General features: G+C 71.4%; 20 protein-coding genes. 3 read left to right on the top strand and 17 right to left on the bottom strand.

Annotated features, from left to right (window positions below):
• Positions 1-216 precede the first annotated feature (216 nt).
• The 3 genes from ASF28_RS02850 (at position 217) to ASF28_RS02840 (ending at position 3,587) form a co-directional block, all read left to right on the top strand.
• Complete coding sequence (locus ASF28_RS02850; protein WP_082475954.1) at positions 217-1,353, top strand: alpha/beta hydrolase; 1,137 nt, start codon at positions 217-219, stop codon at positions 1,351-1,353.
• A 370-nt stretch (positions 1,354-1,723) separates the two neighbouring features.
• Positions 1,724-2,395 (top strand): haloacid dehalogenase type II, encoded by a 672-nt coding sequence (locus ASF28_RS02845; RefSeq protein ID WP_056087368.1) that lies wholly within the window; start codon positions 1,724-1,726, stop codon positions 2,393-2,395.
• Between the two features lie 325 nt (positions 2,396-2,720).
• Positions 2,721-3,587 (top strand): GGDEF domain-containing protein, encoded by an 867-nt coding sequence (locus ASF28_RS02840; RefSeq protein WP_162239972.1) that lies wholly within the window; start codon positions 2,721-2,723, stop codon positions 3,585-3,587.
• Between the two features lie 123 nt (positions 3,588-3,710).
• Here ASF28_RS02840 and ASF28_RS02835 read toward each other — a convergent pair whose 3' ends face one another.
• The 17 genes from ASF28_RS02835 to bcsA all read right to left on the bottom strand — a co-directional run bounded on the left by ASF28_RS02835 (position 3,711) and on the right by bcsA (position 24,536).
• Entirely contained in the window at positions 3,711-4,202 is a 492-nt protein-coding gene (locus tag ASF28_RS02835) for a YidB family protein (protein ID WP_056087363.1), read from the bottom strand.
• A 303-nt stretch (positions 4,203-4,505) separates the two neighbouring features.
• Positions 4,506-4,943, bottom strand: a complete 438-nt coding sequence (locus tag ASF28_RS02830; RefSeq protein WP_056087360.1) for a CsbD family protein — start codon at positions 4,941-4,943, stop codon at positions 4,506-4,508.
• 76 nt (positions 4,944-5,019) lie between these two features.
• Positions 5,020-5,223: a CsbD family protein gene (locus ASF28_RS02825; protein WP_056087357.1), complete on the bottom strand. Its 204-nt coding sequence runs from the start codon at positions 5,221-5,223 to the stop codon at positions 5,020-5,022.
• 94 nt (positions 5,224-5,317) lie between these two features.
• Positions 5,318-6,175, bottom strand: coding sequence for a PhnA-like protein (locus ASF28_RS02820; protein ID WP_244474952.1), 858 nt, complete (start codon positions 6,173-6,175; stop codon positions 5,318-5,320).
• 203 nt (positions 6,176-6,378) lie between these two features.
• Positions 6,379-6,882, bottom strand: coding sequence for a CsbD family protein (locus tag ASF28_RS02815; RefSeq protein WP_056087352.1), 504 nt, complete (start codon positions 6,880-6,882; stop codon positions 6,379-6,381).
• A gap of 59 nt (positions 6,883-6,941) precedes the next feature.
• Positions 6,942-7,103: a CsbD family protein gene (locus ASF28_RS22155; RefSeq protein ID WP_157085286.1), complete on the bottom strand. Its 162-nt coding sequence runs from the start codon at positions 7,101-7,103 to the stop codon at positions 6,942-6,944.
• 119 nt (positions 7,104-7,222) lie between these two features.
• Positions 7,223-8,680 carry a helix-turn-helix transcriptional regulator gene (locus ASF28_RS02810; protein WP_056087349.1) on the bottom strand — a complete coding sequence of 486 codons (1,458 nt, stop codon included), beginning with the start codon at positions 8,678-8,680 and terminating at the stop codon, positions 7,223-7,225.
• A gap of 323 nt (positions 8,681-9,003) precedes the next feature.
• Positions 9,004-11,223, bottom strand: coding sequence for an aldehyde oxidoreductase molybdenum-binding subunit PaoC (gene paoC, locus ASF28_RS02805; RefSeq protein WP_056087346.1), 2,220 nt, complete (start codon positions 11,221-11,223; stop codon positions 9,004-9,006).
• Positions 11,224-11,226: 3 nt separating this feature from the next.
• Positions 11,227-12,177 (bottom strand): FAD binding domain-containing protein, encoded by a 951-nt coding sequence (locus ASF28_RS02800; RefSeq protein ID WP_056087343.1) that lies wholly within the window; start codon positions 12,175-12,177, stop codon positions 11,227-11,229.
• Positions 12,174-12,773: an aldehyde dehydrogenase iron-sulfur subunit PaoA gene (gene paoA / locus ASF28_RS02795; protein WP_056087340.1), complete on the bottom strand. Its 600-nt coding sequence runs from the start codon at positions 12,771-12,773 to the stop codon at positions 12,174-12,176. The genes ASF28_RS02800 and paoA overlap by 4 nt, the downstream gene beginning before the upstream one ends.
• 163 nt (positions 12,774-12,936) lie before the next feature.
• On the bottom strand, positions 12,937-13,959 hold the full coding sequence (locus ASF28_RS02790; RefSeq protein WP_056087339.1) for a substrate-binding domain-containing protein: 1,023 nt from the start codon (positions 13,957-13,959) through the stop codon (positions 12,937-12,939).
• Between the two features lie 14 nt (positions 13,960-13,973).
• Complete coding sequence (locus tag ASF28_RS02785; protein WP_056087336.1) at positions 13,974-15,164, bottom strand: YncE family protein; 1,191 nt, start codon at positions 15,162-15,164, stop codon at positions 13,974-13,976.
• An 82-nt stretch (positions 15,165-15,246) separates the two neighbouring features.
• Positions 15,247-16,242 carry a cellulose biosynthesis protein BcsN gene (gene bcsN / locus ASF28_RS02780; protein ID WP_244474868.1) on the bottom strand — a complete coding sequence of 332 codons (996 nt, stop codon included), beginning with the start codon at positions 16,240-16,242 and terminating at the stop codon, positions 15,247-15,249.
• Positions 16,239-18,236: a hypothetical protein gene (locus tag ASF28_RS02775; protein ID WP_056087333.1), complete on the bottom strand. Its 1,998-nt coding sequence runs from the start codon at positions 18,234-18,236 to the stop codon at positions 16,239-16,241. The genes bcsN and ASF28_RS02775 overlap by 4 nt, the downstream gene beginning before the upstream one ends.
• Positions 18,221-19,474: a glycosyl hydrolase family 8 gene (locus tag ASF28_RS02770; RefSeq protein WP_200912636.1), complete on the bottom strand. Its 1,254-nt coding sequence runs from the start codon at positions 19,472-19,474 to the stop codon at positions 18,221-18,223. Before ASF28_RS02770 ends, ASF28_RS02775 begins: the two co-directional genes overlap by 16 nt.
• Positions 19,471-22,089 (bottom strand): cellulose biosynthesis cyclic di-GMP-binding regulatory protein BcsB, encoded by a 2,619-nt coding sequence (locus ASF28_RS02765; RefSeq protein WP_056087330.1) that lies wholly within the window; start codon positions 22,087-22,089, stop codon positions 19,471-19,473. The genes ASF28_RS02770 and ASF28_RS02765 overlap by 4 nt, the downstream gene beginning before the upstream one ends.
• Entirely contained in the window at positions 22,089-24,536 is a 2,448-nt protein-coding gene (gene bcsA, locus ASF28_RS02760; protein ID WP_056087327.1) for a UDP-forming cellulose synthase catalytic subunit, read from the bottom strand. The genes ASF28_RS02765 and bcsA overlap by 1 nt, the downstream gene beginning before the upstream one ends.
• Positions 24,537-25,155 lie beyond the last annotated feature (619 nt).

Raw genomic sequence — 25,155 nt, 5'->3', positions numbered from 1 at the left:
CGGTCGCCGGCTTGTCCCGGTTCAGCCTGCGCGGAGGCGGGTGCGAACGAGGCTGGCCGCGGGGTTGATCGGGACGCGGGTTCACCATGGCTTCCGTTCGGGCGCCTCCGTTCGGGGACGGGCGGGGCTGGGAACGAGACGGGACAGGGGTCGTTCCCTTGGTCGAGGACCTGCCCGCCGGACGGGCGGTCCGTTTCACGAACCCAAGGACATTCCATGATCGTCGGACCGAAGTCGCACGCCCTGGCCGCCTTGCTCGCGGGCACCGCCCTCCTGTCGGGCGCGTCCGCCCGGGCCCAGGGTGCGCCGACCCTGAAGGATCGTCTGGACGGGGCGGTGTCGGCGGTGACCGGCTCGCCGATGGCGAACCTCGACGTCGATATGAAGCACGTCCTCGACGCCATGAAGAAGCTCGACCCGAAGCCGCTCCCGAAGCTGTCGCCCGCCGAAGCCCGCACGCAGCCGAGCGCCGCCGACGGCGTGAAGGCGCTCCTGACGGAGCAGGGCCGGAACACCGCGCCCGAGCCCGGCGTCAGCACCAGGGATCTGGCCTACGACACGGCGGGCGGCTCCCAGAAGGTCCGGATCTACGCGCCGGACGGCGCCACCGGTCCGCTGCCGGTCGTGGTCTACTACCACGGCGGCGGCTTCGTGATCGCGGACCTCGACACCTACGATGCCACCCCGCGCGCCATCGCCAAGGGCGCCAAGGCCATCGTGGTCTCCGTCGAGTACCGCCACGCGCCGGAGGCCAAGTTCCCGGCCCAGCAGGAGGACGCCTTCGCCGCCTACACGTGGGCGCTGGCCAACGCGAAAAGCTTCGGCGGGGACCCGTCTAGGGTCGCCCTGCTGGGGGAATCGGCCGGCGGCAATCTCGCGACCAACGTGGCCGTCACGGCCCGCGACGGCAACGTCGAGAAGCCGGTCCGGGTCGTAGCGGTCTACCCGATGGCCGGCACCAACCTCGACACGCAGTCCTACAAGGACAACGCCGCGGCCAAGCCCCTCGACAAGCCGATGATGGCCTGGTTCTACGACCAGACCGTGCGCACCGACGCCGACCGGTCCGACCCGCGCCTCGACATCGTCGGCAAGGCCGACCTGAAGGGCCTGCCGCCGTTCACGGTGGTGACCGCGCAGATCGATCCGCTGCACGACGACGGCAAGATGCTGGCCGACAAGATCAAGGCCGCCGGCGGTCAGGTGACGTACCGCGACTATCCCGGCGTGACCCACGAGTTCTTTGGAATGGCCAGCGTGGTCGCCAAGGCCAAGGAGGCCGAGACCGCCGTGATCGAAGACCTCAAGGGGGCCTTTGCCGCGGCCGTCACCGGCACGGCGGGCAGCAAGTAGCAGGGTCGCGCGTCGCGGGACTGCGACCTGCCCGGAAGAGCGGGGCGGCCTCCCGTGAGGGCGCCCCGCTCTCTTCGGTCCTCGATCGAATGTCCCTGAGGGACCCGGGAGCGAACCGGCCCCTCCTGGCAACCGCCCTTCCGCCGATGTCGGCCCAGCGTCCGTCCCCTCCGGTGCCCGTGCGTGATGGGGCGGCTGGCGGCGGGGCTTTGCGTTTCCAGTTCGGGATCGCGGTCATGCCGGATCGCGGTCACGCGGGATCGCGGTCACGCGGAATCGCCGTCACGCGGAATCGCCGTCACGGGTCGTGATGCAGCCATGGCCGGCCCCCGGCGTTGCCCCGGCGAACACGACGACGGAGCGTCACCCCATGCCCACGAGACCCAAGGTCGTCGCCTTCGACATCATCGGCACCGTCTTCACCCTGGAGCCCATGCGGCCGGCCCTGGTGGCCCTGGGCTTGCCGCCCATGGCCCTGGATTTCCTCTACACGGCCGGCCTGCGGGACACCTTCGCCCTGGCGGCGACGGGCACCTTCGCGCCCTTCCAGTCCGTCCTGTCGGGATGCCTCGACGAACTGCTCGCCATGCACGCCCTGGACGTCGCCCCGCAGGACAGGGCGGCCGTGCTCGGCATGATGAAGGCCTTGCCCCCGCACGGCGATGCGAAGGCCGCCTTCGCGGTTCTCGCCGAGGCCGGCATCAGGGTCTTCGCCCTGAGCAACGGGGCGACCCAGACCACGGAGGGATTGCTGGCGGCCGCAGGCCTGGACGGTCTCGTCGAGCAGGTTCTATCCGTCGAGGATGTCGGGCTGTCGAAGCCACGCTCCGAGGTGTACGGCCATGCCGTGCAGGCCGCCGGGGTCGCTCCGCACGAGATGGCCCTGGTCGCGACCCATCCGTGGGACCTGCACGGCGCCAAGGTCGCCGGCCTGCTGACGGGCTACGTCGCCCGTGGTCTTCCGTACTCCGCCGTCCTGCGCGCGCCGGACGTGTCCGGCGAGACCCTGCGCGATGTCGCCCGGGCCCTGGCGCGGATCTAGGGCGCTCTTCGACGCTGCGGGTGCCGGTTCGTCAAGAACTCGGGTCGCCGTCGGGATGGCCGCCGTCGGTTCGGCCCGACGACAAGCTTGTCCATCGCTCGAATGGGGCTGCGAAGATCTTGCGCCCCCCATCGCAAACCACCGCGCGGCCTGACGAAGTGTCACGATGTCTTATTTGTAATTCAGATATCAATAGCCAAAGGTTGCTCGATCGACTGTGGAAATCTCTCGAATGGCTCTACAAATATAAATACTCACCCGACGGCGAAACGCTCTCTTCACGGTTGCGTGCCACATTCAGCCTATGGCGTGGCTCAGTTCCCTCATGATCCTGATCGGCATTGCGTTGCTGGCTGCATCGCTGAAGCCGATCTCAGAGATCCTTGCGATGGTGCGCGAAGGGCGGCTGCATCGACTGTGGCGTGTCCTCAGCTCGCTCATCATGCTCTTCATGGTGGGCTATGCCGCTTTCGGTATCCTCAGTTCCGCCAGTCATACCGTTCGAATCGCCGATATCATCGTCTCGGCCATCCTGCTCGCGGGTGGGGCCTTCGTCCTCATCGTCGCCCAACTGTCCGCGTCCACGACCCGCGACATCGTCCGCATCGCGAAACTCGAGAGCGATGTCATCCGCGATCCCCTGACCGGCGCTTTCAATCGCCGGTATCTCGACCAGATGATCGACGCGGAGGTGGCGATCGCAAGGCGGACGGAGCGGTCCCTGTCCGCCCTGCTCATCGACCTCGATCACTTCAAGCACGTCAACGACACCTATGGTCATCCCGTCGGCGACCTCGTCCTCAAGCACGTCGCCGGACTGATCCTCCACTCCTGTCGAACCTCCGACCGGGTCGTGCGGTACGGGGGCGAGGAATTTCTGGTGGTCGCCCTCGACAGTGATCTCGACGACGTGTCGACGCTCGGCGAGCGCCTGCTCCACCAGATCGCCGGCGGCTCGATCCTCCTGCCGGACAACACGCAGTTGAAGGTCACCGCCAGCATCGGCGCCGCCTGCTTGAGAAAAGACACCGATGGGGACGATTTTATCACCCGCGCCGACGAAGCCCTCTACGTTGCCAAGCAAACCGGGCGAAATCGTCTCTGCACTTCGCCTGCGGTCGCCAGTCAGGTCAGTGCCAAGCCGGAACACGTGGGGATTCTGCGCGATCCCTGGCTTGCCCAGGCGATCTGATCCGCGACCGGCTCAGCGTCCCCTCCGGGGAGCCCGTCGGCAGTTCATCGGGGCACATGCCGGCGCATCCCGACCCAGCTGAAAAAACCCGCCTGGCGCGGCGCAGGCGGGTTCCGACGTTCCTCAGGCGGGTTTGCGTCCGTCCGCGGCGTAGCGGTCGATGGCCGAGGGCAGTTCGCGGGACAGGCGCGACAGAAGGGCAGGGCGGCTCAGGCCGGTCTGCCGGGTGAGATGATCCAGGGTGTCGGACCCGATGGCCCGCTCCAGATCGATCTCGGGGATCTCGCGGTTCGGCCCGTGATTGACCCAGGAGCTCGCCGTCTCGCCGTGACCGCCCTTGGTGAAGTGCTCCACCAGCTCGCTGAGACCGCTGGCGATGACGCCGCCGATGCCGGCCGTGCCGACGCCGCCGATGAGGCCGGCGAGATTCCCGAGGCCGCCCCCGGTGGACGCCGACGGGGCGCCGGACCCGTGCGGGACGGCGCCCTGCGCCGGGGTCGTGTCGTGACCCGTATCAGGACCCTTGAGAAGCTCGGCGAGCTTGTCGCGGTTCTGGTAGCCGGCCACGGCCAGCAGGCCCAGCAGCGCGGTCATCGAGGGGTAGCCCTTGCTCATGGGTGAACCTTTCGTGGGGTTCCGGGCTCGGCCGGGGCGGCGGTCCCGGTCTGCGTCCGGTCTAGGGGACAGGGGGCAGGCACCGGCGACGATCGCGCCCGCCCAGCCGCCGGGGCCGCGCACGGACGCGCCCCGGGGCCGGTTCCCGGGAGATCGGCCCGCCGATGGCGGTCAGTGGCCGCGGCGGTTCGGCGGGGTCGCGGCCCGGCCGCCGAAGCGGCGGCTGACATAGGCGATGACCTTCGGGAGGAGGAAGGCGGTCAGGAGCTTGCGGATCATGGGATCTCTCCGGATGCGTGCGGGTCAGCGCCTGGAACGGGACAGCCAGCCGACGGCGAAGGCCACGGCGGCGAGGCCGAGCAGGGCGGAGGTGCGGTTGTCGTCGGCGTAGCGGACGGCCTGTCGGCCATAGGTGGTGCCGCGCTTGGCCGCGTGACGGGCGAAGTCGCGGCCGTCCTCGATGAGGTTTCCCGCGCGGTCGCGCGCCTCGCCGACGAGGTGACGGCCGTCATCGATCAGGTTGCCGGCACGGTCCCGTACTTCGTGGGCGAGATGCCGGCCGTCCTCGGCGAAATCCTCGGCGCGGTCGCGGGCGCGACCGTAGGCGTACTGCGCCCCGCCGGCCACCTGGTTGACGGCGCCGCGGACCTGGCGGGCCGGATCGCCGGTAACGCCGCCCAGGGCGGTCTGGGCGCGACCCTTGAGGTGACGGGACGCGCCACTGAACTGATCGCGATTCATGGCATTCTCCTGGGTTCGAAAGGCACGGGGTGGCGGGTCCGGAATCCGGTCGCCCGCCACGGGAAGGGCGTCCGGCTCAGCGCTTGCCGGTGACCTTGTCGACGACGGAGGCGACGCCGTCCTTGGCTTCGCCCACCGTCTTCTGGGCCTCGCCCTTGAGTTCCTGGGCCTTGCCCTCGGCGACGAGCTTGTCGTTGCCGGTGACGTTGCCGACGCCCTGCTTGACGTTGCCGACGGCTTCGTTGGCCAGACCCTTGATCTTGTCGGTGGTGCTGCTCATCGGGGTGCCCCTGTGCTGTGGGTGAATGACAACCGGCCGAGTTCGACCGGTGACCGGCCCCGGCGAACCGGGACCGGCAGGATCGGCGAACCGTTCAGACGCGGCGGGCGTCGTAGCCGGCGACCAGGGTGGCGGGCTGCGGGGCGCCCAGGCGACCGCCGAGGAAGCCCGCGAGGGCGCCGAGGATCAGGGCCAGCGCGCCGTAGAAGGCGCCCTGGGTGGCGGCGGACTTGGCGGCGACGGCGGCCTGCTCGGCCTTCACCTTGGCGGTGGCGACGGTCTCGTCGTACTGCTTCTTGTAGTCCTGGATCTGCGCCTTGGCCTGATCGGCCGGGATGCCCTGGGCCTTGGCCAGGGCGTCGGCGGCGCGGGTCTCGGCCTGGGCCTTCTGGGCCGGGTCACCGGTGAAAAGGGCGCGGATCGCCGCGACGGCGGCGTCCTTGGCGGCCTGCGGGTCCTGGCCGGCGGCCTGGTTGCGGACCGACTGCTCGATGCCGTCGAGGGGATTCGAGATCTTCGACAGGGACGGAGCCGCCGCCTGGGCCGCCGTCTGCACGGTGCCGCCCACGAGGGAGCCGGCGCCGCCCAGTGTGCTGGTCACGCCCGAGAAGGCGCCGCCGATGAGGCCGCCGGCCGCCGAGGTCAGCAGGTACAGGACCACGAGGGTGGTCACCGCCCAGGAGACGAGGCCGTGCAGGCCGGCGGTGCCGGCAACGGGCTTGCCCGAGAGGCGGCCGGCGAGGACGCCGCCGGCCAGCGCCGCGACGATGCCGGAGCCGATGAACCAGATCCCGGCGCCCATGGACAGGGTCGAGGCGGCCGGGTTGTCGGCGGCGGTGGTGCCGACGCTCGACAGGCCGACGCCGACGCCGATCATGTTGAGGATGACCTGGGTCACCAGGGCGGTGACGGCGCCGGCGAAGATCGCGCCCCACGACACCGAGTTGAGCATGACGGTGCGGGTGTCGGCCGAGGCCGCGGGGGTCGCGAGGATGGGGGAAGTGGACACGTGACAGGTACTCCGGGTGGTCGGTCGTCGAAGAAATTCGCTCGTCCGAGAAGTTCGGTCGTTCGAGGGAAAGTGGGGGGTGGAACGCGAGGGTCCGACCGCGCGGTCCCGGCGCGGTCGGACCCATCGATGGTGGGCCTGCGGGTTCAGTCGCGGCCGTGGATGAGGAGGCCGAGGCCGTAGCCGAGGAGGCCGGCCACCAGCAGGGCGGCGACGGGGTGCTCCGCGATCTGATGGGTCAGCTCGCGGCCGCCCTGGCGCACGGAACGGCCCGAATTTTCGTAGGCGTCCTCGGCATAGTCGTAGGCTTCGCGGCCGGCGCTGCGAACCGAGCGCTCGGCGCGCTCGTAGGTGTCCGCCGCGGCGCCCTGGGCGCGGCGCGCGCGGTCCTCGACGTCGCCCGAACCGACGAGGTTGCCGACCGTGTCGCGGACCTTGCTACCGAGGTCGCGGGCGGTGTCGGCGACGTGGTCGGCCGCATCGCGCACGGTGTCCTTGGCCTGGCCGTACAGGTTCTCGGCGGTCCCCTGCGCCTCGCGGGCCCGGCCCTCGACGGAGTCGCGCTTCGAGCCGGTGAGGTCGCCCACGGCGCCCTGAACCTTGCCGCCGAGTTCCTTGGCGGCGCCGGTGATGCGGTCCGTATCGACCATGATGTCTCTCCTTCTTTTTCGTGACGTTCGTGTTCGTCGGGGGTGACGTTCGACCAAAGCTACGTTTTGGAAGTAGCCTTTGGTCGAACGTCTGACTTCGGTAGTTTCTGCTGAGTTTTTCCCTCAGCAGTGAGTTTTTCGTCGCCAATCAACTTGCCGATGGCTTCCTTGACCGATCCCTTGAGCTTGTCGGCCGCCGAAGACGTCTGCTGCGGGCTCACGAAGATCTCCAGGATGCCGGGGCAAGAGGTGGGCAAAAGGTGGGAAAGAGTGCCGGCTCTCAAGTGGCCCGTGATCGGCGCCCGGCAATGGTGCAGATGTACCGGTAGGGGGATTTCTTTTACCCGGGGGAGGCGAGGGGGAAGCCGTTGTCGCGTCCCCAGACGATGGCCTCGGAGCGCTTGTGGACGCCGAGCTTCCGGTAGAGCGAAGCGGAGTGGTTGCGGACCGTGTTGCGGGACAGGTTCAGGCGCCGCGCGATGGCGTCGTCGTCCAGGCCCTGGCAGATGTGGTCCAGGATCTGGCGTTCCCGCACGGTGACGTTCGGGACGAGGCCGTCCTTGTGCTCGCTGCCCGGCCGGCGCAGGTTGGCGAGCTTCTCGATGAGCCCGCGGCTGAACCAGGACGTGTCGGCCATCACCGCCTCGATGGCGTCGAACAGGTCCCGCTCGGTCCGTTTGCGTTCGGTGATGTCCTGCAGGACCAGCAGGGCGAAGGCTTCGTCGCCGATCTCGACCCGTTCGGCCGAGATCAGGCAATCGAGGTTCGTCCCGTCCTCGTGGCGCAGGCAGACCTCGAGGCCGAGGACGTAGCCGGTGCGCGCCACGGCGGTCTCGAACTTGTCCCGGGCGCCCTCGTGCACCCAGAGGCGAAGGTCGGACGGCGAGCGCCCCGCGACCTTGTCGGCGCCGTAGCCGAAGACCCGCGAGAACGCCTCGTTCACCGCCGTGATGGAGAAGCCGTCGGCCCGCGCGAGAACCGTCGGCACGGGGGTGAGCCGGAACGCCTTGGCGAACCGCTCCTCGCTCTGCTTGAGGGCGGTCTCGGCCTTCCGCCGCAGCTCGAGGTCGGCGAAGGTGAAGAGCATGCAGGGCTCGTCGCCGAGGTCCATCGGCTGGCCGGCGACGATGACGAAGCGGGTGCTTCCGTCCGGCAAGTCGAGGCAGGCCTCCATCTGAGGGATGGTCCCGCCCGCATGGAGCCGCGCGATGGCGAGGTCGCGGCTGCGGGCACCGGCGAGCACGTCGACCTCGTAGACGCTGCGGCCGATGACGGCGTCGCGGGTGTAGCCGGTCATCTCCAGGAAGCCGAGGTTGACCTTGACGTGGCGCAGGTCCGACAGCCGGCAGATCACGGCCGGTGCCGGATTGGCGTTGAACGTCGTCTCGAAACGTTCCTCGGCCTCGAACTGCCCGGAGACATCCTTCAGGATGAGGGCGAGGCAGCTCGGATTGCCGTCGCGGTCGGTGGCGACGAGGCTCCGGAGCGAGTGGACGAAGTCGACCTCCGGCTTGTCCGAGCGCCGGACCTCGACGATGACGTCGTGGAACTTCTCGCCGGAGACGACTCGCTCCATGGGGTAGCGGTTCGGCGCCTGATTGTTGCGGTAGCGCAGGGCGTAGCGCTCCCGGTAGGCGTCGACGGTGCCGCCCAGCTCGTCGAGGGTCTCGGCCCCATGCATCGCCAGGGCCGCCGTGTTGGCATAGGCGATGGACTGATCGGGCTCGATCAGGATCACCCCCTCGGTGAGACCGGCGATGATCTGCCGGAGCTCGTGCCTGTCGACGCCCTCCACCACCTTCGATCACCCCGCCCGCCGCTCGTATCGAGCCAAGCCGTAACGGGGACGTGCGACGGCGGTTCCGGGGAGAACCGGATCGCGGCTGGTATAACCATACCACTGACGTGAACGTGAACGATCAGGCCCGTCCGCGGCGACGATGGCGGTGCGGATGGCGACGGTGGCACGGCGGCGGTCTTCACGGCGCGGGGGCGTGCGATCACCGGCGATTCCGGTCTCACGCCTTCCTGCCACTTCCTTCGGATCGATGGTATGCGGTTCCGCTCGAGCGCCGCGACGGCCCGGTATCCGCCGCGGCGGCGATGGAACGGAGGCGGGGCCTAGGCGGCGTCCGGCATGGCGTCGAGGAGCTTGTCGAGGGTGATGGGATAATTCCGCACCCGGATGCCGGTGGCGTTGTAGATCGCGTTCGCCACCGCGGCGCCGACGCCGCAGATGCCGAGCTCGCCGACCCCCTTGGCCTTCATCGGCGAGGACATCGGGTCGACCTCGTCGAGGAAGATCACCTCCTGGTGCGGGATGTCGGCGTGGACGGGGACCTCGTAGCCGGCCAGATCGTGGTTGGCGAAGAAGCCGCGCTTCGTGTCGACGGCGAGTTCCTCCATCAGGGCGGCGCCGGTGCCCATGGTCATCCCGCCGATGACCTGGCTGCGGGCGGATTTCGGGTTGAGGATGCGCCCGGCCGCGCACACCGCCAGCATCCGCCGGACCCGGATTTCGGCCGTGTCGGCATCGACGCCGACCTCGACGAAGTGGGCGCCGAAGGTCGATTGCTGCTGCTTCTTCGAGATGTCGCCGAACTCGATGCTGTCCTCGGCGGTGAGCGCCCCCGCCGCCGCGGCCTCGCCGAGGGGCACGGCGCGGTTGCCGGCCCGCACCTGCCCGTCCGCGAACACGGCGTCCGCCGAGTTGATGCCGAGGCGCTGGGCCACCGCCTCGCGCAGCTTCACGCAGGCCGCGTAGACGCCCGCCGTCGACGAGTTGCCGCCGAACTGCCCGCCCGAGCCCGAGGAGACCGGGAAGGCCGAGTCGCCGAGGCGCACCACCACCCTGTCGAGGGGCACGCCCATCATCTCGGCGGCCGTCTGGGCGATGATGGTGTAGCTGCCGGTGCCGATGTCGGTCATGTCGGTCTCAACCGTGACCGTGCCGGCGCCGTCCAGGCGAACCCGCGCGCCGGACTTCATCACCATGTTGTTGCGGAAGGCCGCGGCCATGCCCATTCCGACGAGCCATTGCCCGTCGCGGACCCGGCCGGGCTTCGCGCTGCGCTTGGACCAGCCGAATGTCTCCGCACCGAGGGTGAGGCAGCCGACGAGGTCGCGGTGGGAGAACGGACGCTCCGGCGCGTGCGGATCGACCTGGGTGTCGTTCCGGATGCGGAACGCGACGGGATCGATTCCGAGCTTCTCCGCCATCTCGTCCATGGCCACCTCCAGCACCATCAGGCCGGGCGCCTCGCCGGGGGCCCGCATGGCGTTGCCCTCGGGCAGGTCGAGGTGGGCGAGCTTCATGGCGGTGAGGCGGTTGGCGCCGGCATAGAGCAGCTTGGTCTGGCTCACCGCCGTCTCGGGATCGCCGTCGGGCAGGTTGCCCGACGTGCTCTCGTGGGCGATGGCCGTGATGGTGCCGTCCTGCGTCGCGCCGATGCGCACGCGCTGGATGGTGGCGGGCCGGTGGGTGGTGTTGTTGGCGATGAGCGGGCGGGTCAGCGCCACCTTGACCGGGCGTCCCGCCGCCTTCGCGGCCAGTGCCGCCAGCACCGCATCGGCCCGCACGAACAGCTTGCCGCCGAATCCGCCGCCGACGTAGGGCGAATCGAGCCGGACGTTCTCCTTGGGGATACCGAGGATCTTGGCGAGGCTGCCGTGGCCCCAGGCGATCATCTGGTTCGAGGTCCAGAGCGTGACCTTGTCGCCGTCCCAGGCCGCGATGGTCGCGTGCGGCTCCATCATCGCGTGGCTCTCGTCGGCGGTGGTGTAGGTCTCGTCGAACGTCAGCGGCGCCTGCGCGAAGGCGCCCTCGAAATCGCCGACCCGCTCCTCGCCGTTGCCGCCGCTGCCCTCGCCGCTGTCGCCGGGGACCGGCTTGGCGCCCTTCGCCTCGGCGGCGAGGTCGAACTTGCCCGGCGCCGCGGCATAGTCGACCTTCACCAGGAAGGCGGCGGCCCGGGCCTGCTCGAAGGTCTCCGCCACCACCACGGCGATGGCCTGATGGTAGTGCTGGATCTCGTCGCCGCCGAAGAGGTAGGCGGCATTCATCATGCCGCGCTCCATCCGGGGCGTCTCGAGGGTCGTGACGATCGTCAGGACCCCGGGGGCTTTCCTGGCCGCGGTGGTGTCGATGCGGCGCACGCGGCCCTTGGCGATGCCGGACCCGAGCACGTAGCCGTAGGCCTGGTTCGCCACGACGTCGTGGCGCTCGTAGGCGTAGGGCGCGGTCCCGGTGGTCTTGTACTTGCCGTCGATCCGGTCGGTGGCCTTGCCGACGACCTTGAGCTGGTCGATGGGGTTCTGGCCGGCGGGGGTGTCGAACTTCATGGCTCAGGCCCTCGCTTGGTTGAGCGCCGCCGTGAGCGTGCGCTCGGCGAGCTTCAGCTTGTAGGCGTTCTCGTGGGTGGGCTTGGCCCCGGCGAAGACCTGGTCGGTCACCGCCTTGGCGCCCTTGGGCAGGGCGGCTTCGGCCGCCTCGACGCGCCAGGGACGCGGCGCCACGCCGCCGAAAGCGACGTGCCCGGTGCCGTCCCTGCCGAGGATGGCGGCGACCGAGACCAGCGCGTAGGCGTAGGAGGCGCGGTCGCGGACCTTGCGGTAGATGTGCGTGCCCGCCACGGGCTTCGGCAGCGTCACCGCGGTGATGAGTTCGCCGGCCCGGAGGGTGGTGTCCACCTCCGGCCTGTCGCCCGGCAGGCGATGGAACTCGGCCACCGGGATGTTTCGCGTGGCGCCCTTGCCGTCGACGGTTTCGACGGTGGCGTCGAGGACCCGCATGGCCACGGCCATGTCGCCTGGATGGGTGGCGATGCAGGCGTCGCTGCCGCCGATGACGGCAAGCTGCCGGGAAACACCGTCGAGGGCCGAGCAGCCGGAGCCGGGCTGGCGTTTGTTGCAGGCCTGGGCGGTGTCGTAGAAATACGGGCACCGGGTCCGCTGCAGCAGGTTGCCGGCGGTGGTCGCCTTGTTGCGGAGCTGGCCCGAGGCGCCCGCGAGCAGGGCGCGCGAGAGCACGGCGTAGTCCTTGCGGACCCGCGCATCGGCGGCCAGATCGGTGTTGCGCACGAGGGCGCCGACGCGCAGGCCGCCCTCGTCCGTCGGCTCGATCCGGTCGAGGCCGAGGCCGTTCACGTCGACGAGGTGGGCCGGCGTCTCGATCTGCAGCTTCATCAGGTCGAGGAGGTTGGTACCCCCGGCGATGAACTTGGCGTTCGGCGTGGCGGCGACGGCGGCGGCCGCCTCGGCGGGCGAGCTCGGGCGCTCGTAGGTGAAGGACTTCATGCCGGCTTCCCCGCGACTTCGGTCATCGCCTCGACGATGTTGGAGTAGGCGCCGCAGCGGCAGATGTTGCCGCTCATGCGCTCGCGGATCTCGGCCTCGGTCACCGCAAGGGTGGCGTTGAGATCGGCGGTGACGTGGCTCGGGATGCCGGCCTTGATCTCGGCCAGCACCGCCACGCCCGAGCAGATCTGGCCCGGGGTGCAGTAGCCGCACTGGTAGCCGTCGTGCTTGATGAAGGCCGCCTGCATCGGGTGCAGGTTTTCGGGCTGGCCCAGCCCCTCGATGGTGATGATCTCCGAGCCCTGGTGCATGACCGCAAGGGTCAGGCACGCGTTGATGCGCCGCCCGTCGACGATCATGGTGCAGGCGCCGCACTGGCCGTGGTCGCAGCCCTTCTTCGAACCGGTCAGGTGAAGGTGCTCGCGCGCCGCGTCGAGCAGGCTGGTGCGGGTGTCGAGGTCGAGGTCGCGGCGCTGACCGTTCACGGTCAGCGACACCTTCGCCATCACCGGTCTGCCGGTGCCGGCGGGGCTGGCATCGGCGCGGGCGCCGTTCGGCGCGGCGGCGAGGGCCGCGGCGGCGGATGCTCCGACCATCAGGTCTCTCCGATTCAGTTCGAGGTCTTCGGGACGTCCCATCTGGGTCTCCGAGGGGGGCCGACCGGCGATGATCGGCCACGGGCCGGCCATCGACGGCGCGTACCCTGGGCAACACCGCCAGCCTGGATTGGCTCCAAGGTAGCGCGCAAATGCAGGAGGATCAGGACGTCGCACGCCGGTAACCCGGCATCCGCCCGGCCCGTTCGGCCAGGGCATGCGCGAGGTCGTCGAAGGCCGCGTCCGGCACGGAGACGGCGGTGGCGAGGTAGTAGCGCTCCCAGCCGATGGACAGGAAATCGAGGCCGAAGCGGGCGGCCGCCGCGCGGGCGCCCAGTCCGGCATCGGCCGCGCCGTAGGCGATGACGGCGGCGACGGCCTGGTGGGTGAACTCTTCCGTGGCGTAGCCCCGGATGCTCGCCGCCGGGATGCCGTGCTGCTCCAGAAGGCGGTCGAACCAGACCCGGGTTCCCGATCCCCCCTGGCGGTTGACGTAGCGGATTCCGCGCCCGGCGAGGTCCGCCACCGCGCGGATGCCGAGGGGGTTGCCGGGGCCGAGCATCAAGCCCTGTTCGCGCTCGAACAGGGGGCGGACCCGGAAGCCCGGATCGCCGGCGATTTCCGCGAAGGCGGGTCCCCCGGCGACGAGATCGAGGGGGCCGCAATGGAACCCCGCCGCGTCGGCGCGCCCGTCCGAGAGGCGCGCGAGGGCGTCCTCGCTGCCGGCGACGGTGAGGGCGAGACCGGGCCGGTTCGCCCCGACCTCCATGAGCAGCAGGTCGTGGCTCGCCACCATCGCGAGGGGGGGCGCGTCGCCGCCCAGGACGGGACCGAGGCGCGCCCGGAGGGTCCGTCCCTCGCGGGCCAGCGGTGCGGCGAGGCTGGACGCCGCGGCGGCCAGGGACTCGCGCAGGAGCAGGCCGGTCGGCGTCAGGGTGCTGCCATGCCCCCGCGTCTTCTGCACGAGCCGATGCCCGAACGCGGCCTCGAGCACCCGCAGCCGCTCCCAGGCCGCCCGGTAGGACAGGCCGAGCCCCGTTGCGATGCCCTGGACCGAACTCGTTTCCGCGATCGCCCCGAGGACGGCGGCCGCTTCCGACACCGAGATCCGGTGAGGGCCGACCACGATCGTGCCGCCGAGGCCGAGCTCGATGGTGAGGGGCGTTTCGTCGGACGGTTGCGTCATGTCGTTCGCGCCGCCTAGCGTCCGCCGAGGGAGGCCGGCTGGCCGGGCAGGTCGAGCCGGTAGCCCGTGTCGGCGAGGGCATCCCCGGTGACCCGATAGACCCCGAGGATGCGATCGACGTAGTTGCCGATATAGACGTAGGCGCCCGACGGGCTGAACACGATGCCCTGGGTCACCGCCCCGGCCTCCGCCTCCGCCACGCGCCGGACCGTGCCGTCGGATTCGAGGGAGAGCAGCGCCACGGCGCCCGTCGGCGTGTAGCCCGGGGCGCCGTGCGGCGCGCTCGCCCCGCGCACCACCGACACGGCGGCGTGGCGGCCGTCGGGGGCGATGGCCAGGGCCTCCGGGGTGTCGCCGATGCCGAGATGGTCGATGACCACCGGTCGCGCCGCGTCGGCGCGGATGACGCTCACGCTGTCGGCATGGCCGTCGCTCGGCTCGGCGCCGGTGTTGCCCGTGAGCGCGAGGGACCCGTCGGGCGTGACGGCGAGGCCGTAGACGCCCGGGCCGACGGGGAGGTCGAGGCCGGGATCGTAGCGCATCTCCGTGCCGTCGAGGGACAGAACCCCGATCCGGCCGGCCTTGTTCTTGGCGACGAAGGCCCGCCGCCCGTCGGGGGCGAACGCCACCGCCGCCGCCTCGTCGCCGACATCGACGGTGGCGACGGGGCGCACGACGGTTCCCGCGATGGTCAGCAGGGTGACGCTGCGGCCCTCGCGGTTGGCGATGAGGGCGCGGCCGCCGCTCCCGTCGATGGCGAGGCCGGAGGGCTGGCGTCCGACCCGGACCGTCTCGACGAGGCGGGGCGGGACGGCGGCGAGGTCGATGACGTGGAGCCGGTCGTCGGCCTGCGCGTACCAGGCCGTGCCCTCCCGGCGCATGACGACCGAACTCGCCACGAGCCCGAGGCGGCCGTCCGGCGTGACCTTCAGGTTGGTCGGCGGTCCGTAGACGGAGTTGTCGAGGGGCAGGGTGTGGGCGAGCCGGGGCCGCGCCTCGTCGCTCACGTCGAGGACGCCGATGGCATCGTGGCCGTTCGGACCGTTCCGGCCGCCCTCGGGGGCGAAGAAGGTCTTGCCGTCGAGCCCGACGAGGATGAAGGCCGGCGCCTCGGCCGCCGGCGCGGCGGAGGCGACCGAGGGGGCCACCAAGGGGGCGACCAGGAGGGCGATGGCCCGAAGGGTGCCGATCAGGAGTCGTTTCATGATCCCGACATAGGGGGCATTCGCCGAAAGTCCCCCCGCCGGGCCACCGCGACGGGCCGATCGCCCCGGTGGCAGGGGTCGTTCAGCGCCGGTTGCGCGGCGCGGGTTCGATGGCCTGGATCGGCAGGTCCGGCGAGACGCCCTCGGGGCTCGACGGCCGGCCGGCGGGACTGGGCGAGGGGGTGCTGACCGCCCGGTCCGGGGTCTCGGGGGGGCGGATGACGTCGGTGATGTAGCGTGCGCCCGCGGGCGGAGCCACGGCCGGACGCGCCACCGGCGGAGCGGGGGAGGGCGGCGCGACGGTGTTGGAAGTCGGCGGCGCGAGGAAGCGCCGGCCCGCCGATTCGGGCGGGGCGGCGCTGTCGGGCTGTGCCGCGACCCGCTCCGTTGCCGTCGCCGGAGCCTTTCGCCGGGGTGCGGCCACGGCCGCGGGGCGCGGGGCCGGCCGGCGGGTTCGGACGATCGGCGCCGGGACGTCCAGCCGGGGCCGCGCGGCGAGATCGAGGCTCAGGCCCTCCACGGCCGCGATGAGATCGGGCAGGCTCGCCCGCTCGGTACGGCACAGGCGGATGCGCAGGGAGACCGCCCCCACGGGATCGGGCCGGCTCAGGCTCCCGAACAGCCGCGGCCGGCCGCCGGACCCCCCCATCATGGCGGGCGTCAGGTCGATCCATTGCCAGGCGTAGAGGCAGTCGGCCCCCACCGCCATGCCGACGGGGCCGTAGGCGTTGCGGCGCGGGACGGCCAGCACCCGCAGGACCTGGCCGGGGAACAGGGCGGCGATCTCGGCGTCGATGCCGGCGCGGTTCGGCCGCGCCAGGTTCGCCGGGAAGGCCAGGACGAGGTCGGCGGTCTGGGTGCGCAGGCCGAGGTTGGCCGCATTGGTTCCGGCGCCGCCGCCGAACTGGATGCGCTGGTCGAAGCCGTCGCGCACGGGGGTGTCGCTGGTGGCGACCACCCGTCCGGCCCCGGGCAGGCGCAGCACCGGCGCCGCCTGGGCCACGGCCCCGGCAAGAAGGGCCGCGAGGACGCCGAGGCAAGCCGCGACGGCCGGGGGAACTGGCGAACGGCGGATCACGGCAGGCCCCGCTGGGCGTTCGCTCCGGCGGCCTCCAGGGCCGAGGCGCGGCCCGGCGCCGCGAAGCGATCGTCCTCGGACACCGACCGGCCCGGCACCGACGACCGCTCCGCCTCCTGCTGGCGCCACAGGGTCCCGGCGGGCGGAAGCGGCAGGGTGCTGGGCTTGTCGCTGCCGCCGTAGCTCGGCAGCAGGGTGAAGCCGTAGCGCTCGTAGGGCATCGGCCCGGCGCCGGGCACGCGCCGGGCGACGAGGGGCGCCGGGGGGAGCGACGGGTCCGGCACGTAGGTGCCGGGCTGGGCCTCGGCCACGAGGCGCTGCGCCGAAGGGGCGGGAAAGCGCAGGGGATTGTCGAGGGCGACGGGAATCGGAAACTCCTTGCGCTGGATCGCGGCCGGCAGGGCGGTGCCGGCGGCGGCCGGGCCGCCGGGCTTCGGCACGCGGCCATAACTGGATTCGGGCGCCGGCGTCGCGGCGGGGGCCGCCTGTCGCGGGGCGGCCTGGGGGGAGGCCGCGGCTTGGCACGGCAGGGGCGGGCCGCCGGCATCCTCGCGGAAGAGCAGGTCCACCACCTTCGGGAACAGGCCGTCGTAGCGGTTGATGGTCTCGACGTACTCGCGCTGGCGCTTGAGCCGCTGCAGGGTCAGGGCGTAGCCGAGGACCGTGGTCTCGCCCGGAAGCCAGGCGACGCCGCGCTGGAACCACTCGAGGGCGGCCTCGAACTGGCAGGAATTGTAGGCGTACCAGCCGAGGGCCTGGGCGCCCTCGCCCGAGCCTGAGGCGGCGACGACCTTGGCGTAGCGCTCGATCCGGCCCGGCTCGATGAAGGGCGGGTTGGCCTGGGTCAGCCGGCGCTCCAGCAGGTCGACGTAGAGGATCTCGTTGCCGATGAAGCGGTCGCGCCACGCATAGGCGACCTCCTCGGCATCGCGCATCCGGTTGAGCGCCCGCAGGGTGTGGGCGAGGCCGTGCGCCACCATGGCGTCGCCGCCCTGGCTGATGGCGAGCTTGAACCAGTCGAGGGCGTCGCGGTACTGGCGCCGCTTGTAGCCGTACCAGCCGAGCAGGCCGGTCTGGCCGGCCTCGTTCGACGCCTTGGCGTAGGCCTGGAACGCCACGAGATCCGCGGTCTTCGGCTCCTCGGCCGGATCGTCGTGCAGGAACGCCGCGATCCGCGCGCGGGTGATGTCGAGGCGGATGGGGTCGAACTCCGCCTTCCCGTCCGGCTTCCCGTCCGACTTGCGCTCGGCCTCGCCGCGGCCGAGGGCGATGAGGTCCTCGGCCAGCGCCATCTTGAGGTGGGCCATGGCCTTCAGGATCGTGGCGCGCCGGGCGCCCGCGTCGGCGTTGCCCTCCAGCACCGAGCGGTAGAGCCCTTGCGCTTCCTCGCCGCTGCCCATCACCGCGAGGCCGTCGGCGATGGTCCAGATGCTCTCGACATCGGACGGGTCGAGGGCGCCGGGATCGTCCCGGTAGAGGCCGACCACGTCCTCCGCGCCCTTCCGTCCCAGCGCCGTGACGCGGTTGCGGAACTCGGCCCGACGCAGCTTGCGGTTGAGTTCCTCGGAGGGCTGCCAGGCCGGGTTCGAGGCGCGCCGGTTGGCGATGGCGTCGCGCAGGTCGTCGAACCGGCCCGCGGTGAACAGGTCCCAGAGGGGCGCTTCCTCCGGGGGGCTCGGCTTCAGGGTGTCGAGGTCCTGCGGCTCGGTCCAGCCGGGATAGAGGCGCTTGAGGCGCCCGATCTCGGCCTTCATCCGGGCCGTCTGCTTCTGGGACGCGTAGTAGCGCAGGGCGCTCTCGTCGACCATGCCGGGGGTCGCGGCGGTGGTCGGCGCCGCCAGGATCGCGGGCGCGCGCGCGCCGTCGCCGTAGACCACCTGCCCCCGCGACGCGGGGGTCTGGGCGGCGGCGGCCCCGGCGAAGCCGACGGCCAGGAGCAGGCCCGAGCAGGCCTTCGCGACCCTGGCGGCATCACGCACTAGCGCTTCAGGCATGATGCGTACCTCATCCGGACCGCGACCATGCTGAGGAGCTGCAGGGTCGTCGGATAGTAATTCTCGCTGTCGCGCACGGTCTCGAAATCCGCCGGCACGGCCTTGCCGGCGGCGGCGCAGTCCACGAGGCTGGACAGGGAAGCGTAGCCCTTTTCGCTCAGCCATTCCACGGCCCGGCCGTCGCGCGTGTCGACGATGGGCAGGCGATCCTGGGCGGCGCCGCTCCACAGGGTGACGAAGGGGGCGTAGTCGGCCTCGCGCCCGATCCCCGCCCAGGCGAGGTAGAGCGGCACCCGGATGGCGTTGTAGGAGAACAGCGCCGGAAAGCCGTCGGCGGGGCGGGGCTCCGCCTTGAGGGAGATCCATTCCGTGGGCAGGCGCGACGGCCCGAACCGGGCCTGGCGCAGGAGGTCGAGGCCGCTGCGGATCAGGCCCTGCCAGTCGTATTCCGGCGCGACGAGACCGAGGCGCTGGAAGGCCGGGAACACCCAGTAGGACAGGTTCACCAGGGGGCCGTCCGGGCGGTCGGCCGCCGAGAACCCCGCCACCGCCGGCAGCAGCAGGGCCCCGTGCGGGTCCTTGAACAGCATCGCCTTGCGGCCGACCTCGACGGCGATGCGGCGCGCCGCCGTCCGGTAGGCGCCTTCGCCCCAGGCTTCGGCCGCCTCGGTCAGGGCCCAGGCGACGAGGAGATCGCCGTCCGTGGCGTCGTTGAGGTCGCCCACGGCGGGGCGCTGGTCGGGCGCCCAGCGCCAGGCCAGCAGGGCGTCGGAGCGCACCATCAGGTTGGCGCGGGTCCAGCCCCAGATCCGCTCGAATGTGGCCCGGTCGTCGGCGGCCACCGCCAGCAGCATGCCGTAGCCCTGACCCTCGCTGTGGCTGATGGACCCGTTCGCCGTATCGACGACGCGCCCCTGCGCCGTGACGAAGCGGGCGCGGTAGGTCGGCCAGCCGGGCGATTCCGCCAGGATGCCCGCCAGGGACGGCGCCGCCTCTGCGCGCCCGCTTCCCGGGCCGGAGGGCAACGCGACGGCGGGCGGTACCGCCGGGTTGGCGGACGGACCGGGACGGGTCGTCTCGCGCCGGGTCTCCGTCTCACGCATGGGTTCCTCCACCGGGTCCTGCCTCTGGCCCTGCGCCGGCTTCGGCGTGGTCTGCCCGAGCGCCATCGCGGGCAACAGGCCGAGGGCCGCCGCGAGGACGAGGAGTGCGAGGCGGTGCGGAACGGTCGAATTCATCGGTTGCTCCGGCCGACGTCGCGCACCAGGGCCGCCGTCGCCAGGCCGAGGCACAGGGCCGCCAGGAGCATGAGGGCCACGTAGACGGCGGGGTTGAGGGACAGCCATGCGGCGGCCAGCAGCCACAGGTTCGACAGGCTGCGGGACTGGGTCTCGATGACGCTGACGGTGTCGGGCTGATCGATGGTGAAGGTGCCGTCCGCCGCGTCGAGGAAGGCGGCGCGGCCGAGGAGGTTCGTCCACACCCGGGGGTCGACGAGGCAGGACGCCGACGCCTTCAGGATCCAGGCGTTCGGGGCCGTCACCAGGACGACGCTCGAATCGAGGGCCGCCCCGGCGCCCTGGGCCACGATGAGCGAGGCGCGGGAATCGAAGGTCTCGACGGGCTTGTCCCGGGCCATGCCGATTCCGTCCAGGGCCGCGTGCCAGATCTGGCGGGCGCGGTCCGACACGGCGCCGCCCGCGTTGGCGAGGCTGTCGAGGGAGGACGGACCGCCGCGCAGGCGCTGGTCCCACTTGGCCACGAGGTCCCCGGAGGTGGCCCCGGTGGTGTCCTCGTCGGCGGCCGGCGGCATGCCGGCGGCGGACGCCGTTTGGGGGATCGGCATCGATGCCGGCACGGGGCGGCGTTCGCGGGCCCGCGCCTCCGCGCCCTCGGCCAGGCGCAGGGGCATCACGGCGGAGGGCAGGGCGCAGCGGATCGGAACGTTGCGGCGAAGCCGGTCGAGGGTCAGGATGCCCTCGGCCCCCGCCGGCCCCGGGGCGGCGACGGACTCCGCCCGGCCTTCCCAGCCCTGCCGGATGCGGTCGGCATCGAGACCGACGGTGGCGATGGTGGCCGGATCGAGGGCGCGGGCGGGCGCGACCACCAGGGTCGGGCCGTGCCCGGTCTGCTGGTCGCTGGTCACCTCGAAATCGATGACCCGCTTGGCCGCGATGGCGAGGCGGGCGGCGATCACCGCCGCGGCGGCGGCCGAATCCCGGTCCGGGGTCGGCAGGACGAGCCGGGGCCGGCCGGTGGCGGAGACGAACGGGATCGCCCCGCCCTTCACGGCGGCGAGATCCGGATTGCGCACGCCGCGGGCGAGGCGCGGGACGACGATGCGGGTCTTCTGGAGCATGAGGAAGCGGGCCTGGGTCGAGCCCGGGCTCAGGGTGTCGCAGGTGCGGTCGGCCTCCGTCGGCACCTGGGCCGAGATGTCGATCTGGTTGAGGCCGGGCCGCCACAGGTTGAGGGGCAGGGGGATCGCGCTGTCCTCGAACAGCTCACCCTTGCCGTAGGCGAGGGGCACGCTGGCGGCGTTGCGGCCGTTCACGTCGACGATGACCCGCGCCTCCGGCGACAGGCCGGCGGCGGAGGCCCCCGCGAGGTGGAGCATCACCTTGCCGTAATCGGCCGGGATGAAATCCGCCGGCATGCGGAGCTCGAAGCGCGTGCGCAGGAGGCGTCCGTTGAATTCCTGCGACGCGACGCCGACGGCGTCGAGGCTCAGGGTCTCGCCGCCCTGGACCTCGTACCCCCGGTTGAGCTTCGCCAGATCCTCCGTACCCGGGTCCTCGGCGGGCCGCACGCGCGACAGGGTCTGGATCGCCTCGGCCACGTCGCCGTCGCTGGCGCCGGTGACCACGAGGGTGGGCGCGCGCTCGCCCCGGTCCGGCAGCAGGGCGAGCTTGGGGCCCGTGACCGCGCCGAGCTCGGCGATGCCCTCGACGCCGCGAAGTTCCTCGACGGTGCCGACCACGAGGGTCACGCCGGCGCGTCCCGCCAGGGGCGCGCCGAACTCGACGGACGGCCGCGCGAGGCGTCCGACCAGGGCGATGGCCTGCACCGCCCCGATCATGCGCTGCAGGCGCCTCAGGCCCGGCTTCTCCGTGAGGAGGACGCGCACGGGCAGGGCCCCGCTCTCGTCCGGTTCGAGGGCCGCGAGATTGCGCAGGTCGAGGTCCTGACCGGCGGGCGGGACGACGAGCCCCGTGCGCGACGGATCGATCTGGGTCCACAATTCGTAGGTCGCGCCCACCGAGCAGTCGACGCGGTGGCGCTGGCTCACGCTCAGCCGGACGGCGTTGTAGCCCGGCGTCAGGCGGCCATCGGGAATGGCGAACTCCACCACCTTCACGGCACCCGGCGCCTGGATACGGGTCCAGCCGACCTTCTCGCCGTTGATCGTGACGGACAGGTCGGAGGATTCCGGCGCCACCGAGATCGCCGACAGGTAGGAGACCCGCATCCGGGCCGGGCCGCGGGCCTGCCCGGCGGTGAGGAACACCGGGTATTGCAGGCTGTCGAACTCGCCGGAGAGGCGCATGCCGCGCGTGCCCGAGGGCAGCCGCCGCGCCGATGCGAGGCTCGACCCGCCCTCGTTGACCCGGCCCTGGGTCGGCTCGCCCGGCGCCACGGGCGATGGGGCGGTGACCGGGCGCTGCGTCTCGACGCTCGGCGGACCCCCGAACCGGTCGGACGGCCGCCCGCCGAGGAACGTCTGCGCCTGCGCCGCGCCGGCGAGCCCGACGGCGCAGAGGCCGGCGGCCGCGAGCCTCCGGACGCCGGGGCGGCCGGTCGCGCCCGTTACGGCGGGGGTCGGCGAGTTCGGGCTCGGCGAGGTCGTGCGCATCAGGAGACCGCCGGCCGGCGACGATCGGCACGCCCGCCCGAGAGCCGACGCTCGTTCTCGAATTCGAGCATGAGACGCACCCACTCGCCGGCTCCCTCATCCTGCGCGGCGGCGGGCGCGGGCCGGATCGGTGCCGGTCCCGCCGGATTCGGGGCCGGGCCGAACGGGTCCGGGTCTGGCCGCGTCGGGTCGGGCCTCGTGGGATCGGGCCGGGACGGCGCGAAGGCGAGCCGCGGGGTCTCGCCGGGTCGAGACGGAGCGGCCGGCCGTTCCGCCGTCGCCGGCGCGGGGACGGGTTTCGGCAGGAAGGCGTAGCGCAGGGCCCGCACCGGCTCGACCAGGCCCCACCAGACGAATTGCAGCGTGCCGGTGAACAGGTCCTTGTGCCGGCGCCGGCGCAGCTGGAACCGGCGCATGGCCTCGGCCTCGCCGTACATCAGGCTCGACAGGGCGACGTAGTCCTGGGTGGTCAGGTTGGGAAAGCCGAGGTGGCAGACCGCCTCGTCGCGGGTGCGCTCGACGCCCAGGAGGGTGACGGGGAGGGGACCCGCCGCCCGTGCCCCCGCCACCGGCACCACGGACAGGTTGCCGGGCAGGGGCGTCAGCCCCATGCCGGGGGCGAGGAAGGCCGCGTTCAGCCGCACGGTGCAGGCCTCGGCCGAGACGCGCTCCACCGTCACGTCGGTGACGCGGCCGCCGAGGGTCAGGGCGCCCTGGCGGTCGATGGGCAGGGACGGCGTCCGCTCCGTCACCTTGCGCTCGGCGCAGACGCCCAAGGCCGCGCCCGCCGTGATCAGGTTGAAGAAGGTCCACAGGCCCACCACCAGCATCAGGTTGGTGACGCCGGGCTCGAACAGGTAGCGATAGGCGGCGACCCCGCAGCCGGCGAGGAGCAGCAGGTAGACCGCGACGAACGGGCCGGCCAGGGCCGAGAGGTGGTCGTGGTCGAGGGTCGCGCCCTTGTTGGTGACGTTGAAGGTCGGTTTGCGGGGCGAGATCGCGACGGAGACAATGGCTTTGGCCAGGAACAGCCCCTGGATGTACTCATACAGTTCCGAGACGAAGGGCCAGCGGAATTTTCCGTAGACGTAGTTCTGCAGCATCAGGTTGATGACGATGTAGGTCGCCGTGTAGGCGATGGACTCGTCGACGCTGGCGACGAAGATCTTCAGGTCGAAGAAGATGTGCAGCAGGGGCGCGAACATGAAGATCAGCCGCGGCACCGGGAAGAACCAGAACGTCATGCTCGACAGGTAGGCGACCTTCTGGATCGGCTTGAGACCCTTCTGGAACAGCGGGTTCTTCAGGATCATGATCTGGAACATGCCCTGGCACCACCGCGAGCGCTGACCGATGAAGTCGGTGAGCGTGTCGGGCTGGAGGCCGGCGATGAGGGGCGTGTCGACGTAGACGCTGGTCCAGCCGCGCGAATGCAGCTCGAACGCCGTCTCGCAATCCTCCGTGATGGTGATGCCGGAGAAGCCGCCAGCCTCGTCGAGGGCCGTGCGCCGCAGGAGGGCCGCCGACCCGCAGAAGAACGAGCCGTTCCACTTGTCGAGGCCGCGCTGGGTCACCGAGTAGAACATCTCGTTCTCCGACGGCATCCGGTCGAAGGTGCGCAGGTTCCGCTCGATGGGGTCGGGATTCAGGAAGGCGTGCGGCGTCTGGACCAGGAACAGCCTCGGGTCCTGCGCGAAGTGCCCGATCGTCTCCGTGAGGAACGAGCGGAACGGGACGTGGTCGGCGTCGAACACGACGACGACGTCGCCGCGCGCATGGGCGAGGCCGTTGTTGAGGTTGCCCGCCTTGGCGTGCTCGTTGCGCTCGCGGGTGAGGTAGTGGCAGCCGAGGTCGCCGCAGAGCCGCTGCAGGTCGATGCGGCGCTGGCGCGCCGCCGCGGCCTTGGCGGGGTCGGCATCGGCGCATTTCTGGTCGGTGCCGCCGTCGTCGAGGAGCCAGACGATGAGCTTGTCCGCCGGATAGTCCATCTGCCGCGCGGCCGCGAGGGTCATGGCGAGGATGCCCTCGTCCTCGTTGTAGGTCGGCACGAACACGTCGACCTCGGGCAGCTCCGCCGCCGGCGGCAGGGCGGGCGCGGGCCGCTTGAGGGGGTCGGCGTTGATGATGAGGCTGACGAAGAGGATGAAGACGCAGTAGAGTTCGCCGAGCAGCAGCACGAGGCCGAAGCCGAAGCCGACGGGATCACCCGGGGATGGCAGCGTGTTCGTCACCCGCCACAGGACGTAGCGCAGGACCACCAGGGAGCCGAGCGCCAGGAAGACGAAGCGCGCCCGCGGGCCGTCGAAGAACACCCACAGCACGATCATCGCCAGCATCGCGGCGAGACTCATGGCGAGCTGGTTCTGGGCGGCCACGGGTTGGCCGAGCAGGACGAGACCGGACACGGTCGCGACGATCCATGTCAGCCACCGGACCCCGATCCTCAATGCCGTGCTCCTTCGTTGCCCACCGCACACGGGGTCGGCTCCGGGTTCCGTTATGGCCCCGGGTTCTTTCCAAAGAAGCAAGAGAAGCCGTTAATCGAGGCTTGTTTACGTCCCCGGAGGCGGGGGGAAGCTATGCGCGGCGCAAGCGTCAGACTCGGGCGACGACGCGCCGAGATGTGATCGCAGCGCACAAAAGAAGATCTGTAGGCGGTGCGGTTCGCCGGAGACGCCCGGCAGGGGCGAAATCGCCACGATGGTAGGGACGTGATTTGCGTGATCTGTTTGCGCGAGCCAGATGTATTGCTGTCGACGATTGCGCTTCGGGGCTTCCCAAGGAATGAGAACCGAAGTGCAACTGCACATGACTTCATAAGAAGGATTATCGTCCTCGCGGGACCGGCGGTGCCGTGGGGGATGACGCACTCGGCTGGCGGGCTTCGTCCTCCCGATGCGGCGGCGGTCGAGCCTGTGGTCGAATGTCGCGCCCAGTCGAGAGCGCCGGCATCCTCCGCGCGCCGCTCCCGGAGCCGCGCCCGATCCGGTTGGATCGGATCACGCCGCCAATCCTTTTAGTGGTGCTCTGTCGCGACGAACCGGTATCCGCTTCGTCGGAGACCAC

The organism is Methylobacterium sp. Leaf99 (assembly GCF_001422375.1).
GTDB lineage: Bacteria > Pseudomonadota > Alphaproteobacteria > Rhizobiales > Beijerinckiaceae > Methylobacterium.
Note: the sequence above shows the minus strand (reverse complement) of the source record. Positions and strands in the feature narration are given on the sequence as shown.

Excerpts from the sequence above, each read along its gene's own strand:
- ASF28_RS02830 (WP_056087360.1), bottom strand. The coding sequence starts at position 4,943 with ATGAATCGCGATCAGTTCAGTGGCGCGTCCCGTCACCTCAAGGGTCGC.
- ASF28_RS02770 (WP_200912636.1), bottom strand. The coding sequence starts at position 19,474 with ATGAATTCGACCGTTCCGCACCGCCTCGCACTCCTCGTCCTCGCGGCG.
- ASF28_RS02815 (WP_056087352.1), bottom strand. The coding sequence starts at position 6,882 with ATGGTCGATACGGACCGCATCACCGGCGCCGCCAAGGAACTCGGCGGC.
- ASF28_RS02785 (WP_056087336.1), bottom strand. The coding sequence starts at position 15,164 with ATGAAACGACTCCTGATCGGCACCCTTCGGGCCATCGCCCTCCTGGTC.
- paoC (WP_056087346.1), bottom strand. The coding sequence starts at position 11,223 with ATGAAGTTCGACACCCCCGCCGGCCAGAACCCCATCGACCAGCTCAAG.
- ASF28_RS02845 (WP_056087368.1), top strand. The coding sequence starts at position 1,724 with ATGCCCACGAGACCCAAGGTCGTCGCCTTCGACATCATCGGCACCGTC.
- ASF28_RS02765 (WP_056087330.1), bottom strand. The coding sequence starts at position 22,089 with ATGCGCACGACCTCGCCGAGCCCGAACTCGCCGACCCCCGCCGTAACG.
- ASF28_RS02775 (WP_056087333.1), bottom strand. The coding sequence starts at position 18,236 with ATGCCTGAAGCGCTAGTGCGTGATGCCGCCAGGGTCGCGAAGGCCTGC.
- ASF28_RS02835 (WP_056087363.1), bottom strand. The coding sequence starts at position 4,202 with ATGAGCAAGGGCTACCCCTCGATGACCGCGCTGCTGGGCCTGCTGGCC.
- ASF28_RS02800 (WP_056087343.1), bottom strand. The coding sequence starts at position 12,177 with ATGAAGTCCTTCACCTACGAGCGCCCGAGCTCGCCCGCCGAGGCGGCC.
- paoA (WP_056087340.1), bottom strand. The coding sequence starts at position 12,773 with ATGGTCGGAGCATCCGCCGCCGCGGCCCTCGCCGCCGCGCCGAACGGC.
- ASF28_RS02850 (WP_082475954.1), top strand. The coding sequence starts at position 217 with ATGATCGTCGGACCGAAGTCGCACGCCCTGGCCGCCTTGCTCGCGGGC.
- ASF28_RS02825 (WP_056087357.1), bottom strand. The coding sequence starts at position 5,223 with ATGAGCAGCACCACCGACAAGATCAAGGGTCTGGCCAACGAAGCCGTC.
- ASF28_RS02790 (WP_056087339.1), bottom strand. The coding sequence starts at position 13,959 with ATGACGCAACCGTCCGACGAAACGCCCCTCACCATCGAGCTCGGCCTC.
- ASF28_RS02820 (WP_244474952.1), bottom strand. The coding sequence starts at position 6,175 with ATGCTCAACTCGGTGTCGTGGGGCGCGATCTTCGCCGGCGCCGTCACC.
- ASF28_RS02840 (WP_162239972.1), top strand. The coding sequence starts at position 2,721 with ATGATCCTGATCGGCATTGCGTTGCTGGCTGCATCGCTGAAGCCGATC.